The organism is Streptomyces sp. Edi4, from assembly GCF_040253615.1.
GTDB lineage: Bacteria > Actinomycetota > Actinomycetes > Streptomycetales > Streptomycetaceae > Streptomyces.
In genome coordinates, this window is the sequence record NZ_JBEJGY010000004.1 from 6877759 (window position 1) to 6894953 (window position 17195).

The 17195-nt window shown below is 70.6% G+C and carries 12 protein-coding genes; 3 read left to right on the plus strand and 9 right to left on the minus strand.

Annotated elements, in window-relative coordinates; translation table 11 throughout:
* Positions 1-33: 33 nt before the first annotated feature.
* Positions 34-474 (minus strand): protein-tyrosine phosphatase family protein, encoded by a 441-nt coding sequence (locus ABR738_RS33000; RefSeq protein WP_350233593.1) that lies wholly within the window; start codon positions 472-474, stop codon positions 34-36.
* Between the two features lie 261 nt (positions 475-735).
* Here ABR738_RS33000 and ABR738_RS33005 point away from each other — a divergent pair, with 261 nt between their 5' ends.
* Entirely contained in the window at positions 736-2022 is a 1287-nt protein-coding gene (locus ABR738_RS33005; RefSeq protein WP_502964258.1) for a serine hydrolase domain-containing protein, read from the plus strand.
* 138 nt (positions 2023-2160) lie between these two features.
* Here the strand turns inward: ABR738_RS33005 and argG are convergent, their stop codons facing one another.
* Together argG and ABR738_RS33015 are read right to left on the minus strand one after the other, a co-directional pair.
* Positions 2161-3609, minus strand: a complete 1449-nt coding sequence (gene argG, locus ABR738_RS33010) for an argininosuccinate synthase (RefSeq protein WP_350233594.1) — start codon at positions 3607-3609, stop codon at positions 2161-2163.
* 360 nt (positions 3610-3969) lie between these two features.
* Complete coding sequence (locus ABR738_RS33015) at positions 3970-5214, minus strand: ROK family transcriptional regulator (RefSeq protein ID WP_350233595.1); 1245 nt, start codon at positions 5212-5214, stop codon at positions 3970-3972.
* 615 nt (positions 5215-5829) lie between these two features.
* On the opposite strand from ABR738_RS33015, the gene ABR738_RS33020 reads away from it, so the two are divergent.
* Entirely contained in the window at positions 5830-6501 is a 672-nt protein-coding gene (locus ABR738_RS33020) for a DUF6445 family protein (RefSeq protein ID WP_350233596.1), read from the plus strand.
* A gap of 213 nt (positions 6502-6714) precedes the next feature.
* Positions 6715-8778: a phosphocholine-specific phospholipase C gene (locus ABR738_RS33025; RefSeq protein WP_350233597.1), complete on the plus strand. Its 2064-nt coding sequence runs from the start codon at positions 6715-6717 to the stop codon at positions 8776-8778.
* Between the two features lie 216 nt (positions 8779-8994).
* Here ABR738_RS33025 and metG read toward each other — a convergent pair whose 3' ends face one another.
* From metG to ABR738_RS33055, 6 genes are all read right to left on the minus strand, one after another.
* Positions 8995-10734, minus strand: a complete 1740-nt coding sequence (gene metG / locus ABR738_RS33030; RefSeq protein WP_350233598.1) for a methionine--tRNA ligase — start codon at positions 10732-10734, stop codon at positions 8995-8997.
* A 283-nt stretch (positions 10735-11017) separates the two neighbouring features.
* Positions 11018-11908, minus strand: a complete 891-nt coding sequence (locus ABR738_RS33035; protein WP_350233599.1) for an NAD(P)-dependent oxidoreductase — start codon at positions 11906-11908, stop codon at positions 11018-11020.
* Positions 11909-12386: 478 nt separating this feature from the next.
* Positions 12387-13160 carry a hypothetical protein gene (locus tag ABR738_RS33040; protein ID WP_350234848.1) on the minus strand — a complete coding sequence of 258 codons (774 nt, stop codon included), beginning with the start codon at positions 13158-13160 and terminating at the stop codon, positions 12387-12389.
* A 35-nt stretch (positions 13161-13195) separates the two neighbouring features.
* Complete coding sequence (locus ABR738_RS33045) at positions 13196-14491, minus strand: VWA domain-containing protein (protein ID WP_350233600.1); 1296 nt, start codon at positions 14489-14491, stop codon at positions 13196-13198.
* A 93-nt stretch (positions 14492-14584) separates the two neighbouring features.
* Complete coding sequence (locus tag ABR738_RS33050; RefSeq protein WP_350233601.1) at positions 14585-16009, minus strand: FAD-dependent oxidoreductase; 1425 nt, start codon at positions 16007-16009, stop codon at positions 14585-14587.
* Positions 16010-16022: 13 nt separating this feature from the next.
* Positions 16023-17195, minus strand: a complete 1173-nt coding sequence (locus ABR738_RS33055; RefSeq protein ID WP_350233602.1) for an MAB_1171c family putative transporter — start codon at positions 17193-17195, stop codon at positions 16023-16025.

Sequence of the window (17195 nt, forward strand, 5' to 3'; positions counted from 1 at the left end):
GTGCGGCTCGGGGGAGGAGACCCCCTTATGTCCTCAGGCGGTGGTCGGCTCCCAGTTCGCCACGAGGCGCCGCTGCCAGGGGGTTTCGACCGCGCGGCGGTCGTAACGTTCCCGTACGAACGTGACTGCCTCTCGGGCGGGGACGCCGTCCAGGACGGCGAGGCAGGCCAAGGCGGTGCCGGTACGGCCCACGCCGCCCCCGCAGGCCACCTCCACCCGCTCGTTCCCGGCGCGGGCCAGCAGCGCGCTCAGGGCCGAGGCGAAGCCGGTCCGGTCGGACGGCAGCCAGAAGTCGGGCCAGCGCAACCACTGGCTGCCCCAGTCGACGGGGCCCGGGCGGCGGCCAAGAAGGTGGAGTGCGAACTCGGGCCGTGGCCCGGCGGGAAGTGGGTGGCGCAGGCCTCTGCCGCGCACCAGCCGCCCCGACGGCAGCAGGAGCACGCCGGGCGCGGCCGGATCCCAGGAAGCGTGCATGGCGCGAGCCTAACCGCGCGGCGGCCAGGGCTGCCGTGGATGGGCTGCCGTGGATGGGGCGCCATGGAAGGGGTGGCCGCGCAACTTCGTCGCCGCCATGCGAGGGCGGGTGCGCGGGCCTAGCGTGGGAGGAAGCGCTGTCCCTCGGCTCGGGCCGGGCCGGTTGCCCGGCTGGGGCGCCCTCGTCAGGCAGGAGGCCTGCCCGTGAGGTATTCACAGAACCAGTGGCGCAGAACATGTGCCGGGGTCGCTACGGCCGCTGTGCTGACGGTGCCGGTGGCGGCCACGAGCGCGTACGGGGTGACGGCCCCGCCGCCCTCACCTCGCACATCGGCCACGGCGACCGCGTCGAACTCGCCGTTCGCTTCCCCGTCCTCCTCCGGCTCGTCCCCGTCCCCTTCCGGCTCGACGTCCGCGTCGAACTCGCCGTCGGCGTCCAGCGACTCCGGCTTCGCCCAGCTGAGTCCGGCCGTGGCCGCGCGCCTGGACACCGCCGTCAAGCAGGTCATGCGGGAAGCGAACGTCCCCGGCGCGATGGTGAGCCTTTCGGCGCCCGGCAAGGGTGACTACGTCCGCGCGTTCGGCGTCGCCGACAAGGCGACCGGCGCCCCCATCAAGACCAACATGTACATGCGCATCGGGAGCGAGACCAAGACCTTCACGGTCACCGCGCTGCTGCAACTCGTCGACCAGGGCAAGGTCCACCTGGACGACCCGATCGGCAAGTACATCTCCGGCGTGCCCAACGGGGACAAAATCACGCTCCGTCAACTCGCCGAGATGCGCAGCGGGTTGTTCAACTATTCGGAAGACGACGGCTTCGTGAAGGCGCTGCTCTCCGACCCGACCAAGCCGTTCACCCCGCAACAGCTGCTCGACTACTCCTTCAAGCACCCGGTGCTCTCGCAGCCGGGGAAGGTCTTCTTCTACTGCAACACCAACCTGATCCTGCTCGGCCTGGTCGTCGAGAAGCAGAGCGGCATGCCCCTGCACGACTACATCACGCAGAAGGTCCTGAAGCCGGCCGGCCTGACCCACACCAGCTTCCCGACCGACGCCGCCTTCCCCAGCCCGCACGCCCAGGGCTACACCAACCAGACCCTGAACGGAAAGGTCGCGGTGACCACCGACTGGAATCCGTCCTGGGGATGGGCGGCCGGCGCGATGATCTCCGACCTCAACGATCTGAAGAGCTGGGCGCGTGTGCTGGCGACCGGCACTCTGCTGTCCCGGCAGACGCAGGCGCAACGCCTCAAGTCGGTCCCGACGACCATCCAGGGCGCGTCCTACGGTCTGGGCATCTTCAACGTGCAGGGCTGGATCGGCCACAACGGCTCACTGCCCGGCTATGAGTCCTTGACCATGTACCTGCCCGAGGCGAAGGCCACGCTTGTCGTGCTGATCAACACCGACATCGTGCACGACAAGCACGAGCCGACCACGCTCCTCGGCCGGGCGATCACCCAGATCGTGACACCGGCCCATGTGTACAACCTGCCGGTGACGGAGCCCCACGCCTCCACATCGCCTTCGCCCTCGTCCAAATAGGCCCAGTCCGCACGCCGGGGTACGAGGGCGGCCCAACCTCGTGCCCCGTCGGGGCCGGACCGCGCCGATATGCCGTGGTCGCGCTGCGCGGGGTCGCCCTGCCGTGCCGTCGCGCCGCTGCGCCTGGTCGGTGCCGGATCAGTCGGTGCCGGACTCCATCGCCGCCCGGTCAAGGAGCTCGTCGTCGCCCGAGACCTCGCCACGGGACGCGATGACCTCGGCTCCGCCCTCGGGCATGGCGCCGATGAGGCCGGTCGCCGCCGCCTGCGCGGCGCCGATCAGCTCCGGGTGGGCGGTGCCCACGATGCCCAGGCCCGCGTACTGCTCCAGGCGGGCACGCGAGTCGGCGATGTCGAGGTTGCGCATGGTGAGCTGGCCGATCCGGTCCACCGGACCGAACGCGGAGTCCTCCGTACGCTCCATCGACAGCTTGTCCGGGTGGTAACTGAAGGCGGGGCCCGTGGTGTTGAGGATCGAGTAGTCCTCGCCACGCCGCAGCCGCAGGGTCACCTCGCCGGTGACGGCGGAACCGACCCAGCGTTGCAGCGACTCGCGGACCATCAGCGCCTGCGGGTCGAGCCAGCGGCCCTCGTACATGAGCCGGCCGAGCCGACGGCCCTCGTTGTAGTACTGGGCGAGGGTGTCCTCGTTGTGAATCGCGTTCACCAGGCGCTCGTACGCGGCGTGCAGCAGCGCCATGCCGGGCGCCTCGTAGATGCCGCGGCTCTTCGCCTCGATGATCCGGTTCTCGATCTGGTCCGACATGCCAAGGCCGTGGCGGCCGCCGATGGCGTTCGCCTCCATGACCAGGTCGACGGCGGAGGCGAACTCCTTGCCGTTGATCGTCACAGGGCGGCCCTGCGCGAAGCCGATGGTCACGTCCTCGGTGGGGATCTCCACCGACGGGTCCCAGAACCGTACGCCCATGATCGGATCGACCGTCTCGACACCGGTGTCCAGGTGCTCGAGGGTCTTGGCCTCGTGAGTGGCGCCCCAGATGTTGGCGTCCGTGGAGTACGCCTTCTCCGTGCTGTCGCGGTAGGGCAGGTCGTGGGCGAGCAGCCACTCCGACATTTCCTTGCGGCCGCCGAGTTCGGTCACGAAGTCCGCGTCCAGCCAGGGCTTGTAGATCCGCAGGTGCGGGTTGGCGAGCAGACCGTAACGGTAGAACCGCTCGATGTCGTTGCCCTTGAAGGTCGAGCCGTCGCCCCAGATCTGGACGTTGTCCTCCAGCATCGCCCGGACCAGGAGCGTACCGGTGACGGCGCGGCCGAGCGGCGTGGTGTTGAAGTAGGCACGGCCGCCGGAGCGGATGTGGAACGCACCGCACGCGAGCGCGGCCAGGCCCTCCTCGACCAGCGCGGCGCGGCAGTCGACCAGGCGCGCGATCTCGGCACCGTAGGCCTGCGCACGACCGGGCACCGACGCGATGTCGGGCTCGTCGTACTGGCCGATGTCGGCGGTGTACGTGCACGGGACGGCGCCCTTGTCGCGCATCCACGCGACCGCGACGGAGGTGTCGAGGCCGCCGGAGAAAGCGATGCCGACGCGCTCGCCGGCGGGCAGGGAGGTGAGAACCTTGGACATGGGAAGAGTATTCATCATTCCGAATGTTTATGCAAGCAGGGTGGTGTGGCGTGGTAGTGCGAGGGGGTGCGGCGAGGTGATGCGAGTGAGTGTGGCGCGCTGTGGGGTGTGGCGTGGCGCGGTGGGGTGGCGTGGCGCGGCGGGGTGATGTGGCGTAGTGTGGTGGGCTGGCTTCGTACGGTGGGATGGCGGGCCGTGCAAGGGGCGGGTCAGGGGCGGAGGTCGGGGCCCGGCCGAGCCAGGGCGTGAGAGCGCTCTCACGGAGTGAGGGTCCGGGTCGGCCTCGGGCGGCACGAAGCCGGGGCCGGAGCCGAGTGGCGGGGTTGAACGGGTCGCCCACGGGCGATGGCGTCGGGCGGCCTATCCGTAGGCGAGCGGGTCCGCGATGACTCGGCGCACGACGCGGGCCGCCGCCCCACGCGCCGCGTCCCCGGCGAGCGACGACGCCCGCAGGCGCCGGCTCTCGGGGAGCCAGAGGCCCGACACGGCTCGCCGGGACAGTTCCCGCTCCGCGGCCGGCCCGAGCCAGGGCGCGAGCGTGCGATAGATGCCTCCGAATACGACCGCGTCCGGGTCGAGGAGGTTGACCGCGCCCGACAGGGCGATGCCCAGGGTCCGGCCGGCCAGGGCGAGTGCGTCGAGGGCGTTCGCGTCGCCCGCGCGCGCCCTGCGTTCCAGTTCGACCACGCCCGGCACACCCGCGTCCTGCGCGATCCCCGCCGACCGCAGCAGCGCGAGCTGTCCCGCGTACTGCTCAAGGCAGCCACGGGAGCCGCACCGGCACTCGGGACCGTCCGGGTCCACCACGGCATGCCCGATCTCCCCGGCGAAACCGTGCGCGCCGCGCAACAGGTCGCCACTGACGACGACCGCCCCGCCCACGCCGATCTCTCCGCTCAGGTAGAGAAAGTGATCCACGCGCCCGGCCGCCTCACCGAACCACAGCTCGGCCAGCGCCGCGAGATTGGCTTCGTTGTCCGAAGTGACCGCAGGGGCAGGGGAGTTGGGGCGCAGCGCGCCCAGAGCCCGGCTGAACAAGTCCTCGGCCTCGACCTGACGCCAGCCCAGATTGGGCGCCTGGCGTACGGCGCCCCGGGAGACAAGGCCCGGCAGTGCCAGCTCCACCCCGACCGGGCGCAGGCCCTGCTCGGCGGCCGAGTCCAGCGCGCGGACGGCGATCCCGGCTGCCCGGGCCAGTACATCGGCCGGCGCTGCGCCCCGGTTGTCCAGATGCTCGGTGAGACGTACCCGGTCGGTCCCCGCGAGGTCCACCACGCACACCGAGACATAGTCGACATTGACCTCGACTCCCGCCCCGGCCCTTCCGGTGCGCGCCGGGGTAAGCATGGTTCCCGGTCGCCCCGCCTGCCCACTGAAGGACTTGCCCGACTCGGTCAGAAACCCGCTGCGGATCAACTGATCGACGAGCGAAGACACAGCGGCCCTGGTGAGGCCGGTACGAGCGGCGGCCCCGGCGCGGCTGAGAGCGCTTTCGTCGTGCACGGCCCGCAACACCAGACTGAGGTTGTGCCGGCGCACGGTGTCCTTGTCCGCCTTGGGTGCCAGCGGGGCGGGGTGGCAGTGCGAAGTCGAATGCTCGTCCATATCACCCCGAGCCTACGGCCAGGCCCGAGCGAGCGGGGCGGACGCGGGCTTCGGGCGCGGGGCGGGCGCGGGGGGCGGTGCGCAGCCGGGTGCGGGGGGCGGGTGCGACGCGGCCCTGCCCGAGAGCGCTCTCAGCGTGCTGGTCGGTCTTCGTGGGGGACGGAGCCTCTTATCGGCTTCGTACGGGCTACGCGTGGGCGTCGTACGCCATCGCGCCGGAGCGGCGCCGTTCCAGGGCCGCCCCACCCCGACCCGCCGGCTGCCCCAACCCAGCCCGGCGGCTGCCCCACCCCGACCCGGCGGCTGCCCTCATAGCCGGCCCGCCGGCTCACAAGCTCGTACCAATCGGAACGCAAGTCGGCCACATGCGCCCCGACCCGCCGACTGCTCCACGCCGACCGGGCGACCCGCGTTGGGCGGGTCCCTGACGAAACAAGGGGCATTCCCTTGCCCGCGCATGGCCTTTTCTTGCCCTCGGCTTTCACTGTGCGCGGTTGCCCGGCGGACATTTACGAGCCCGTTCCCAAATCGTACCCGCGTCAATTCCCGTGTGTTGGCGAAAGGTTGACCCGTTCAGTGGAGAGCCCGGCGTGACCTGCCAGTATGGTCGGCGGCATGCCCCCCATTCGTCCGGCGCTCCCGGTCCTTCCCTATCGCAAGCCCAAACTCGGCCGGGATTACTGGGTATTGGACGATGTGCTGCCCAACATCGATGAAATCAGGGCGCGTTGCGTGGCCAAGGATGACTGGGTCGAAGGGTATCCGTACAAGGCGGAGTCCTGGCCGGGGCTGCGCGCCATGCCCGGTCTGATGCCCGCCGAGCTGGCTCGGGTGGAGCGTCTGGTCAAGGCCAGCACGGGGGCCAAGGAGCTGTGGCAGGCGACGGCGCCCGGGGGTGCGACCCTCAACCACAACTGCGTCCAGGTCGTCGGTGCGGGCGAGAGCGAGCCCCGGCCCCACACCGACTCGCGTGCGCTGTGCCGTTACGCGGCGGTGCTCTACCTCAGCCCGCGCGCGCCCAAGGACTGCGGCACCAGTTTCTACCGGCAGAGCCTGCCCGGCGGGGTGCTCGGCGGCAACATGGTCACCGCACCCCACAACAACCTCGTCGAAGCGCTCGGAACGCGCTTCGTACCCCCGGATTCCTTCACTGAGGACGTACGGGTCGCGCACCGCTACAACCGGCTGCTGCTCTACACCGCCAACACCATGCACAGCGCGACCGGCTACTGCGGCAGCACCATCGACGACAAACGGATGACCGCCGTCTTCTTCTGGATGGCGTAGGCGTTCTGGATGGCGTAGGCGCCCGCCCGCCTCTGGATGGCGCCCGCCCGCCGCGACTCGCCGCGGCAACAGGGCCGCCGCCACATGGGGTTCCTGTTCTTTTGCCGTACCACTGAGTGTCACAGTGACGACATGGGGGCTTTCGCGGGCTTGGGTGTTCTTGATACACCCCTCTCGCCCCCTGTTCCCTCACGCTTGCAGAGGCCCCCACTCATGGCTGAACTCAACCGGCGCCGGTTCATGCAGCTCGCGGGCGGCACCGCCGCCTTCGCCGCGCTCTCACAGAGCATCGCGCGCGCCGCGTCCATCCCGGCCGCGGGCACCACCGGCACCATCCAGGACGTCGAGCACATCGTCGTCCTGATGCAGGAGAACCGTTCGTTCGACCACTACTTCGGTTCCCTGAACGGGGTCCGGGGCTTCGGTGACCCGCGGCCCGTCACGCTGCCCAGCGGCAAGTCCGTCTTCCACCAGGTCGGCGCCGGCAAGGAGGTGCTGCCGTTCCGGCCCAAGGCGGACAAACTCGGACTCCAGTTCATCCAGGACCTCAACCACGACTGGAACGGCAGCCACAAGGCGTTCAACGGCGGCAAGTACGACCAGTGGATCCCCGCCAAGACGTCCACGACGATGGCCTACCTCACGCGTGAGGACATCCCGTTCCATTACGCGCTCGCCGACTCCTTCACCATCTGCGACGCCTACCACTGCTCGTTCATCGGCTCGACCGACCCCAACCGCTACTACATGTGGACGGGTTACACGGGCAACGACGCGACGGGCGGCGGACCCGTGCTCGGCAATGACGAGAAGGGGTACGGCTGGACCACCTACCCCGAGCGTCTTGAGGAGGCGGGCGTCTCCTGGAAGATCTACCAGGACGTCGGCGACGGTCTGAACGCCGCCGGTGGCTGGGGCTGGATCAATGACGCCTACCGGGGCAACTACGGCGACAACTCCCTTCTCTACTTCAACAGTTACCGCAACGCGCAGCCCGGGAACCCGCTCTACGACAAGGCACGCACCGGCACCGACGCCAAGAACGGCGACGGTTTCTTCGACGTCCTCCGGGCCGACGTCGAGGCCGGCACGCTGCCCGAGGTGTCCTGGATCGCCGCCCCCGAGGCCTTCACCGAACACCCCAACTGGCCCGCGAATTACGGAGCTTGGTACATCTCCCAGGTGCTGGACGCGCTCACGGCCAACCCGGAGGTGTGGGCCAAGACCGCGCTGTTCATCACGTACGACGAGAACGACGGCTTCTTCGACCACGTGGTCCCGCCCTACGTGCCCGCCAACGCCAACCAAGGCCTCTCGACGGTCGAGACGGGGCCCGACTACTTCGCGGGCAACGCCAGTTACGCGGCCGGGCCCTACGGTCTCGGCCAGCGGGTGCCGATGCTGGTCGTCTCGCCGTGGAGCACCGGCGGCTACACCTGTTCGGAGACCTTCGACCACACGTCGATCATCCGGTTCATGGAGCGCCGCTTCGGTGTGCACGAGCCGAACATCTCGCCCTGGCGGCGGGCGATCTGCGGCGACCTGACGTCGGCGTTCGACTTCAGCCGCACCCAGTCGTCGGCGCCGACGCTGCCCTCGACGGACGCGTACGTGCCGCCGGACCACAACCGGCACCCCGACTTCGTGCCGGTGCCACCCACCACCGGCACCCTGCCCAAGCAGGAACGAGGATCGCGCCCCACCCGGCCGCTGCGTTACGCGCCCCTGGTCGACGGGGCGGCGAACGTGAGCACCGGCAAGTTCACCCTCACCTTCGGCGGCGGCGCCTCGGCCGGCGCCCAGTTCCTTGTCACCTCGCCGAACCGTACGGACGGCCCCTGGACCTACACCACCGAGGCCGGCAAGACGGTCTCCGACACCTGGAACACGACCTACTCCGGAGGTGTCACCAACCTCAGCGTCTACGGACCGAACGGGTTCCTGCGCACCTTCCGCAACCCCGGCAAGACGGCGGGGCCCGAGGTCACCGCCCGCCACAACGCGGGCACCGGAAACCTCGACCTGACCATGACCAACGCGGGCAAGGGCACGGTCCACCTCACGGTCGCCAGCGCCGCGGCCTACGGGGGAGCGACCCAGACCTTCACCGTCGCCGCCGGCGCGACCGTCCGGTACACGGTTGCTCTGCGCGCCGGCAAGAACTGGTACGACGTGTCGGTGACGTCCGACGCGGACGCCACATTCCTGCGCCGGTTCGCCGGACACGTCGAGACCGGCGCGACCGGGGTGAGCGACCCGGGACTGCTCACCACCTGAGACCCAGCACGGCCCCGCGCGTGTGTCGCGGGGCCGTGCTGGGGTGCCGCGGGCGAGGGCGTCGCGGGCGTGACCGACCTGTCACGCCTGACGGACGGGCCCCGCCCCCGATGCTCAGCCGCCGGACCGACCGGCCGACCGGCCGACCGGACCTACGGGAACTGCCGGACCGACCGGCCGACCGGACCGACCACCGTCGGACCATCCGGCACACGATCAGGCGTCGTCGGCGCCGCCGAAGCGCTCCCGGAACGTTTCCAGGTCCTCTTCCGTGATCTTCGCGAACAGCACCGGCGGGACCGTGAAAGCGCTCCCAGCGGGGACCGCGTCCAGGGCCCTGGCCTGCTCGGGCGTCACCCAGGTCGCACGCGCGGCGGACGGCGCCACTTCCTCAAGCGCGAACGCGGAGCGCATGGCCTTGGCCGAGGCCGGGATGAACGGCTCGGACACCACCGCGTACAGGTGGATCAGGTTCATCGCGGTGCGCAGCGTCAGCGCGGCGGCCTCGGGATCGGTCTTGATCTCCAGCCAGGGAGCCTTCTCCTCCAGGTAGGAGTTGCCGGCCGACCACAGCGCCCGCAGGGACGCGGCCGCCTTGCGGAACTGGAGCGCTTCCATGTGGCCCTCGTACTCAGCGAGCAGCCCGGCGATCTCCTCGCCCAGCTTCTCCTCCGCCGCCCCGGCCGCCGCGCCCGCCGGGACCTCGTCGCCGAAGCGCTTGCGGGAGAACGACAGGACGCGGTTCACGAAGTTGCCGAGCGTGTCCGCCAGGTCCTTGTTGACCGTCGCGGTGAAGTGCTCCCAGGTGAACGACGTGTCGTCGGACTCGGGAGCGTTCGCCATCATGAAGTAGCGCCAGTAGTCGGCCGGCAGGATCTCCAGGGCGTCGTGGGTGAAGACACCACGGCGCTGCGAGGTGGAGAACTTGCCGCCGTAGTAGTTGAGCCAGTTGAAGGCCTTGACGTAGTCGACCTTCTTCCACGGCTCGCGCACCCCCAGCTCGGTCGCCGGGAACATCACCGTGTGGAAGGGCACGTTGTCCTTGCCCATGAACTCGGTGTACCGCACGTCCGCCGCGCCCTCGGGCTCATACCACCACGACCGCCAGTCACGGTTTTCCGGGTCGAGGTCCGCCCACTCCTTCGTGGCGCCGATGTACTCGATCGGCGCGTCGAACCAGACGTAGAAGACCTTGCCCTCGGCGGCCAGCTCCGGCCAGGTGTCGGCCGGAACCGGAACGCCCCACTCCAGGTCGCGGGTGATCGCGCGATCATGCAGGCCCTCGGTCAGCCACTTGCGGGCGATCGACGACGCCAGCTGGGGCCACTCACCGCCGACCCGGTCGATCCACTCCTCGACCTCGCCCTGGAGCTTGGACTGGAGCAGGAACAGGTGCCGCGTCTCGCGGACCTCCAGATCGCTGCTGCCGCTGATCGCTGAACGCGCTTCCAGCAGGTCGGTCGGGTCCAGGACGCGCGTGCAGTTCTCGCACTGGTCGCCGCGCGCCTTGTCGTACCCGCAGTGGGGGCAGGTGCCGACGATGTAGCGGTCCGGCAGGAAGCGGTCGTCGGCGACCGAGAACACCTGGCGGATCGCCCGCTCCTCGATGAAACCGTTCTCCTTCAGCTTCCGCGCGAAGTGCTGTGTGATCTCGACGTTCTGCTGCGAGGAGCTGCGGCCGAAGTAGTCGAAGGCCAGGTGGAAGCCGTCGTAGATCGCCTTCTGGGTGTCGTGCGCCTGCGCGCAGAACTCGGCGACGGACACCCCCGCCTCCTTCGCGGCCAGCTCGGCGGGGGTGCCGTGCTCGTCGGTGGCGCAGATGTACAGAACGTCGTGACCGCGCTGGCGCAGGTAGCGGGAGTACACGTCCGCCGGAAGCATCGACCCGACCATGTTGCCCAGGTGCTTGATCCCGTTGATGTACGGCAGCGCGCTGGTGATCAGGTGTCGAGACATCCTCGGATGCTCCTTATGTTCGTACGTGCGGCACCGCGGCCTGGCCGCGGCGAACCCAGGTAGGGAGGGCCCGTCCCGGGACCGGCATCGCGTGCCGCCCCCGCCCGACGGGCAGAGCCATGCTATCGAACCGCCCGCGCCCTTCTTTCCGGAGTTCGCGGGCGGGGACGGCGTCCGAGGGTGGCGCGGCGGTACCCCGAGGGCCCCCGGCGCTGGCCTGGCGGGGGCACGGCGGTGCCCCTGCGGGGCGTCGCTGGGCGCCGACGGGGAGCGCCGGGGCCGCTCACTTCTCCGTGCGGCCCGCGAAGTACGTCGCGATCATGTCCTCGTCGCCGTGCCCGGCCGCCTGGGCGCGTGCGAAGCGCTCAGCAGAGGCCTCGGTCAAATCGAGCCGTACGCCCGCCTGTTCGGCCGCACTGAGGATCAGACGCGTGTCCTTGAGGGCGCTGGAAAGCGCGAAGCTCGGCGTCAGATCACCGGTGAGCAGTGCGGCGGACTTCGCGTGCAGGTAGGCGGTGTCCAGGGGGCCGCCGGAGAGCGCGTCCAGGAAGAGACGTGGGTCCACCTGAAGGGCCTCGGCCAGGCCGAGGCATTCGGCGACGGCGCCGACCAGATTGATCACCCAGGTGTTGGCGACCAGCTTCAGGCGGGAGGCGCCGCCCGGGTCGTGGCTCACCCAGACGGTTCGTTGGCCGATCGCGTCCAGTACGGGCGCGAGGCTTTCCCGCGCCGTCGGCGGCCCCGAGACGAAGACCGTCAGCTTGCCCTGTTCGGCGGGATCACGGGTGCCCAGCACGGGGGAGTCGTAGTACGCGACGCCCAACTCCCCTGCCTGCGCGGCCAGTTCGAGCGTCGCGTCCGGCCCGACGGTGGAGGTCTGAAGCCACGGCTGCCCGGCGTGCACGCCCGGGGAGGCGGCCGCGAGGGTGGCGGCGACAGACGGGCCGTCGTGCAGGGAGGTGAGGACGACATCGGCGCCGCGTACGGCCTCGTCGGGGCCCGCGTGTACGGATGCCCCGTCCTTGGCCAGCGCCTCGGCCTTCTTCGGGGTCCGGTTCCAGACCCGTACGGTCAGCCCGGCCCGCAGCAGACTGCGGGCCATGCCTGCCCCCATGACGCCGGTGCCCAGAACGGCGACGACGGGCGTGTTCGTAGCTTGGCCGGCTTGGCTCACGTGGAACTCCTTGGTTGGGGTGGCGCTGGGTCAGGTACCTCAGAGTCTGGTACGGCGGGTACGGCGGGTACGGCCCGGGCGGGTACGGCACCGGGTGAATCGCGGCCGGGTGGGGTGGATGGGCGGAGGGGTGGCGGCGCGAGGCCGGCGTCTGAGAGCGCTCTCACACGCCGGCCTCGCGCCACGCTCCGGCACCGGCTCGGGAACGCCGAGAGCGCTCTCACGCACACGCGCCCGCCATGCTCCGGCACCGGCTCGGGAACGCCGAGAGCGCTCTCACCCACGCGTGCCCCGCCAACGGTCCGGCACCGGTTCGGGAATGCCGAGAGCGCTCTCACGCGCACGCGCCCGCCACGGTCCGGCACCAGCTAAACGCGGAGAGCGCTCTCATCCACGCGCGCCCCGCCATGCTCCGGCACCGGTCAAGGGTGCCGAGAGCGCTCTCAAGTGCAGGCACACGTGCCCTCGCCCCGCCTCCTCACACCCTCGGCGGCACCCGCGTGGGCCGGCCTCGGCCGCGGGTCAGGTTGTAGCCCGCCACGCCCGCGAGCGCGGCGAGGAGCCCGCCCGCCGCCGTCCAGAGCCAGCGGTCGGTCCACCAGCCCGACGTCCAGCCACCCTCCGGCTCGACCGCCGACTTGGCGCCGAGCGGAGTCGAGAGCTTCCCGTCCACGGCGTGGGCGCCACCCGTCTCCAGGACGGTCGGTTCGACCTCCGCCTTGAACGGCAGACCCCGGTCGGTGTCCGGCAGCGACACGGCCGTCAGCCGGATGTAGTAGCTGCCCGGCAGCGGATCGTTGGACCAGGTGTCGGCCCAGGCGACAGTGGGTCGCAGGGTGCAGGACAGGTCGACCGTGGCCGCGTCCTGCGCGGCGGACCTGGACTGCGTTCCATACATGCAGGGCTGGCGGCGGCGCAGCCCGTCGTACACATCGATGCGCCAGGTGGAGGCACCGTGCCGCGAGGCAGCCTCGGGCAGCGTGACCTTGGCCGTGACCGTGGGGCGCTGTCCGGCGTCTGCCGGGAACATCCAGTACAGGTAGTCACCGCTGGACGCGGACGCGGTGGCCTTCTGGCCCTGCCGCACCGCGACGGCCGTACGGAAGGCGGTACCCGCTTCCGTGGGCGCCGCCGAGCTCTTCGACGCGGACGGGCTCGCCGATGGCGAGTCGGCGAGCGCCGGCGCGGCCGAGCCCGCGAGCAGGGCGGCGCCCGTCAGCGCGCCGGCCGTCAACATCCGTACCGTACGCATCAGTTGGCCCCCGGGGCGTGAGGTGGTGTTCGGCATCAGTTGGTCCGCCAGACCGCGATGCGCCAGCGCGAGATCCAGCCCCACACCAGCCCCGCGACGAGACCGGTCAGCGCGAGGGCGCCGAGCAGCCACCAGCCCCGGCCAAGACCGAAGGAGGCCACGTCGGAAGCGTGCTCGGGGCCGTCCACCACGTCGATGGCGAGCTCCACGGGCAGCCCGGGGTCGGTCTTGACGCCGGGTGCGGCCGAGAAGGAGTTGGACACCTGAAGACAGACGGACTCCGGCGTCGACTTGTCGTCGGAGTCGTCCGCCGACGCCTTGGGGTAGCGAAGGCCGGTCGAGATGAGATCGGTGCGTCCGTCGCCCGCTTCCGATCCGCGTACGATCTCGCGGCCGTGCGCGGTCACCGCCCGCAGCAGGATGCCGTAGTCCGGATTGGCCGGCCGGTCCATGCCGATGCTGGCGGAGGCACGCAGCTCCTGGCCGGGCAGTACGTTCACCTTGTACGAGCGGTGCTCGGCGAACTTCTCGCGGTCCGTGTAGAGGCCCGGCTTCAGCTCGGGAGCGCTCTCACAACTCGCCGTGCCGCTCGTCGCGACGGGCACGACCACCGGGTCGGCGGCCCGGTCCACCAGCTGTTTGACCTTGCCGGAGAGCTGGTCGGTGTGCTGTACGGAGGTGTAGGTGCCGCCGGTGGCCTCGGCGATGCAGGTGAGCTGCTGGCGGGTCTTGGCGTCCGGGATCAGACCGAGCGTGTCGATGGTCAGATGGATGCCCTGGGCCGCGATGTCGCGGGCCACCTCGCAGGGGTCGAGCGGCTGGCAGGTGTCCTCGCCGTCGGTGATCAGCACGATCCGGCGGGTGGAGTCACCGCCCTTGAGGTCGTCGGCGGCGCCTTGCAGGGCCGGCCCGATGGGCGTCCAGCCGGTGGGCGCGAGGGTGGCGACGGCGGTCTTGGCCTCGGTACGGTTCAACGGGCCGACCGGGTAGAGGGCGCGGGTGTCCTTGCAGCCCACCTTGCGGTCCTCGCCGGGATAGGTGGCGCCGAGGGTGCGTATGCCGAGCTGGACCTCCGGCGGCACCGCGTCGAGGACTTCGTTGAACGCCTGCTTGGCGGCGGCCATACGCGTCTTGCCGTCGATGTCCGCGGTCCGCATCGAACCGGAGACGTCGAGGACCAGGTCGACCTTGGGCCCGGGCTGCGTGGCGGGCTGCCCGTCGGGGCCCTGGGCGGCGAAGGCCTGGGCGGTGCCGACGGCCGGGAGAATGCCGGTGGCGAAAGTGGCGGCCAGCGCGCACACTCCGGCCGCCAGCCGTTTTCTGGTGATCATCGCCGGATCCTATGGAAGTTCGATACGTGCCCCAAATCGCGGTGTCACGCGAGCCCTTGGGCCCAGGGTCCGGCGATGTGGCGCGAGGCAGAGTCAGGGAGTCCTCTGCGGCCGCCGGGCTAGGGGCAGTTCACGCTCCGTCAGAGGCGGTGACGTGAGCTTGGGGAGTACGGGCCCGCGTAGCACCGCCAGCACGATCTCGGGCCGCACGAGCGCCGTGAGCGGCGCTGAGAGCGTGATCACGTCGAAGAACGCCTTGGTGACGAGTGGCCGTCCGGTCGCGGTGAGCAGGAGTCTGTCCACGTAGTGGCGCAGCACCTTGGCCGCGAGTCCGGGCTGCTTGCCCTTCGCCCCCGGGTAGAGGATGTCCTGACCGGTGGCCAGTTCCCAGGCCACCGTCACCGGGCGCGCGGCCGCGCGCTGCACCCGGCGCGCGAGCCCGGGGCCGGCGATCCCGTGGGCGGCCACGTGGTCGCGCAGTGCGACGGCGCCCTGAGCGGCGACGGTGAGGCCGTGCCCGTAGACCGGGTTGTAGGTGGCGACGGCGTCACCCAGCGCGACGAACCCCTCGGGCCAGGGCCGCACTTCCTCGAAGAAGATCCGCCGGTTGACGGTGCTGCGGGTCACGGCGACGTCGGAGAGCGCTTTCATCCCCGCGATGAGCTCGCCGACGACGGGGTGGCGCACCGAGCGGGCGAACGTCTCGAACTCCTCCGGGTCACCGCTCGGCTCGCCGCCCCGGGTGCCTGAGAGCGTGACCAGCCAGCGTCCGCCCTCGATGGGCACGATCGTCGTGGTGCGGCCGGGCACCGGTTCCCGGGCGTCCGACTGCACATTGACCAGGGGGTATTCCTCGCTCCCTGCGGGTGCTTCGAAGAGACGGCTCGCGTACACGAGTCCGGAGTCGACCTTCTCCTCGCGGGGCGTGGGCACCCCGAGCGCCCGCAGCCACAGGGGTGCCCGCGAGCCCCGACCCGAGGCGTCGACCACCAAGTCCGCCTCCAGGACGCGCTCTTCACCCTTGGGGCTCCGTACGCGGACACCGGTGACGCGGGAGGAATCCCCCTCGAGGCCGAGGAGTTCGGTGCCTTCCAGGACCGTGACGTCCGGTCTGGACGCCACCTGGTCGCGGACCACCCAGTCCAGCAGGTCACGACTACAGGCGATCATGAACTGCATCTCGGGCCAGCGGCGCAGCCAGCCCTGTGACTGCATCGACACGAGGCCCGTGGGCAACGGGATGCGCCGCGCCCCGGCCTTCAGCCAGCGGTCGATGAGGCCCGGGAGAAGGATCTCCATCGCCCGCGCGCCGCCGGACCACACCACGTGGACGTGGCGGGCCTGCGGCAGGCCCTTGCGCGGCTCGGGGCCGGTCGGCAGCACGTCGCGCTCCACGACGGTGACGAGGTCGACGTGCTCGACCAGCGCCGCGGTGGCCAGCATGCCGGCCATGCCGCCGCCGATGACGACGGCTCTACGGGGGCCCGTACCCCGGCGCGGGCTTTCGGGTTCGCTCATGGAAATCGCTCTCTTACCTGGTTTCCGCGCGCTCTCGGGCGGCGGCGACGACGGGTGACTGACGCAGTACTACGGACATCCGCACCAGATCGCGCGGTCCCTCGGGCAGCGGCGAGCCGGCTGCCTCGGCGGAATTGATGACCTTTCCCAGCGGGTCGGCGGCGCGGGCCCGTACGGCGGCCGTCACCATCGCGGCGTCGGCCTCGGCGTGCGCGAGGACCGGTTCGGAGCCCGCCGCGAGAGCGCTCTCATACGCTTTCGCCCGCACCTCGGCGTCAAAGTAGGGGAAGAGCCCCAGCATGCCGTCGTGGATGTCGGACTCGCGCTGGGTCACGCGCAGTTCGGCGGACGACCACCAGGAGATACGGACCGAACGGCCCTGGGAGGGCGCCCCCGCGCGCAGTTCGCGCCAGAGCGGCCCCAGCTGGCGGTAGGTGGTCCAGGTGCTCCAGCTGTCCGCGAACCGCTGGCACACCAGCGGCAGGCAGAAACCGACGGCACTGATCTGAGCCCCCCAGGAGGCCAGCGTGGGCGCCACGTCCGAACTCAGGTAGTCCAGATCGTGGCCGCCCCACCGCGCGAACACGGCGCTGAACTTGGTGATCAGATAAGCCAGGTTGAACAGATAGCCGAGCACGATGATCAAAAGCCCGGTCCGCAGCCAGCCGTGCACCTGGAGCGCCCAGCGCCAGCACATCACGTTCATCGACACGCCCGCGACGGTCAGGGCCACGAGGTAGAGCACGATCATCTCGCGGATGAAGGGCGTGTTGGCGTAGTACGTGTCCAGGTCGCGCAGCCGCTCGACGGGCGTGTCGCCGAGCAGGAACAGCGTGACGATCACGACGACCTCGACGCTGTACGCCGCGATCCACCGGCGGGAGATCCGCCGGGTCTGCTCGGCGGGGCCGCCACGCCAGTTGACGATGAGGACGAGACACGAGGCGCTGAAAGCGCTCAGAAGGGAGTAGACCAGGGGCGCGGAGAAGTTGCGGACGCCGGTGAGGCGGTTGACGTCCGCGATGGTCGACGGCGCCGCGAAGAAGAAGACGAGTCCGGCCAGGGCGAGCAGCGCGCACACCGCGCGCAGCAGCGGATCACGCCAGGCCCGAACCAGCGAGGGCACCTTGAAGGCGAGGGCCGTCCCCATCGCGGCGGCCGGTACGTAGTAATCCTGGCTCTGCAC

What these genes read in the sequence shown, in the direction of transcription:
- ABR738_RS33040 (WP_350234848.1), bottom strand. Translation starts at nt 13,160, where the DNA reads ATGCGTACGGTACGGATGTTGACGGCCGGCGCGCTGACGGGCGCCGCC.
- ABR738_RS33015 (WP_350233595.1), bottom strand. Translation starts at nt 5,214, where the DNA reads ATGGACGAGCATTCGACTTCGCACTGCCACCCCGCCCCGCTGGCACCC.
- ABR738_RS33000 (WP_350233593.1), bottom strand. Translation starts at nt 474, where the DNA reads ATGCACGCTTCCTGGGATCCGGCCGCGCCCGGCGTGCTCCTGCTGCCG.
- ABR738_RS33045 (WP_350233600.1), bottom strand. Translation starts at nt 14,491, where the DNA reads ATGATCACCAGAAAACGGCTGGCGGCCGGAGTGTGCGCGCTGGCCGCC.
- ABR738_RS33020 (WP_350233596.1), top strand. Translation starts at nt 5,830, where the DNA reads ATGCCCCCCATTCGTCCGGCGCTCCCGGTCCTTCCCTATCGCAAGCCC.
- metG (WP_350233598.1), bottom strand. Translation starts at nt 10,734, where the DNA reads ATGTCTCGACACCTGATCACCAGCGCGCTGCCGTACATCAACGGGATC.
- ABR738_RS33025 (WP_350233597.1), top strand. Translation starts at nt 6,715, where the DNA reads ATGGCTGAACTCAACCGGCGCCGGTTCATGCAGCTCGCGGGCGGCACC.
- ABR738_RS33050 (WP_350233601.1), bottom strand. Translation starts at nt 16,009, where the DNA reads ATGAGCGAACCCGAAAGCCCGCGCCGGGGTACGGGCCCCCGTAGAGCC.
- argG (WP_350233594.1), bottom strand. Translation starts at nt 3,609, where the DNA reads ATGTCCAAGGTTCTCACCTCCCTGCCCGCCGGCGAGCGCGTCGGCATC.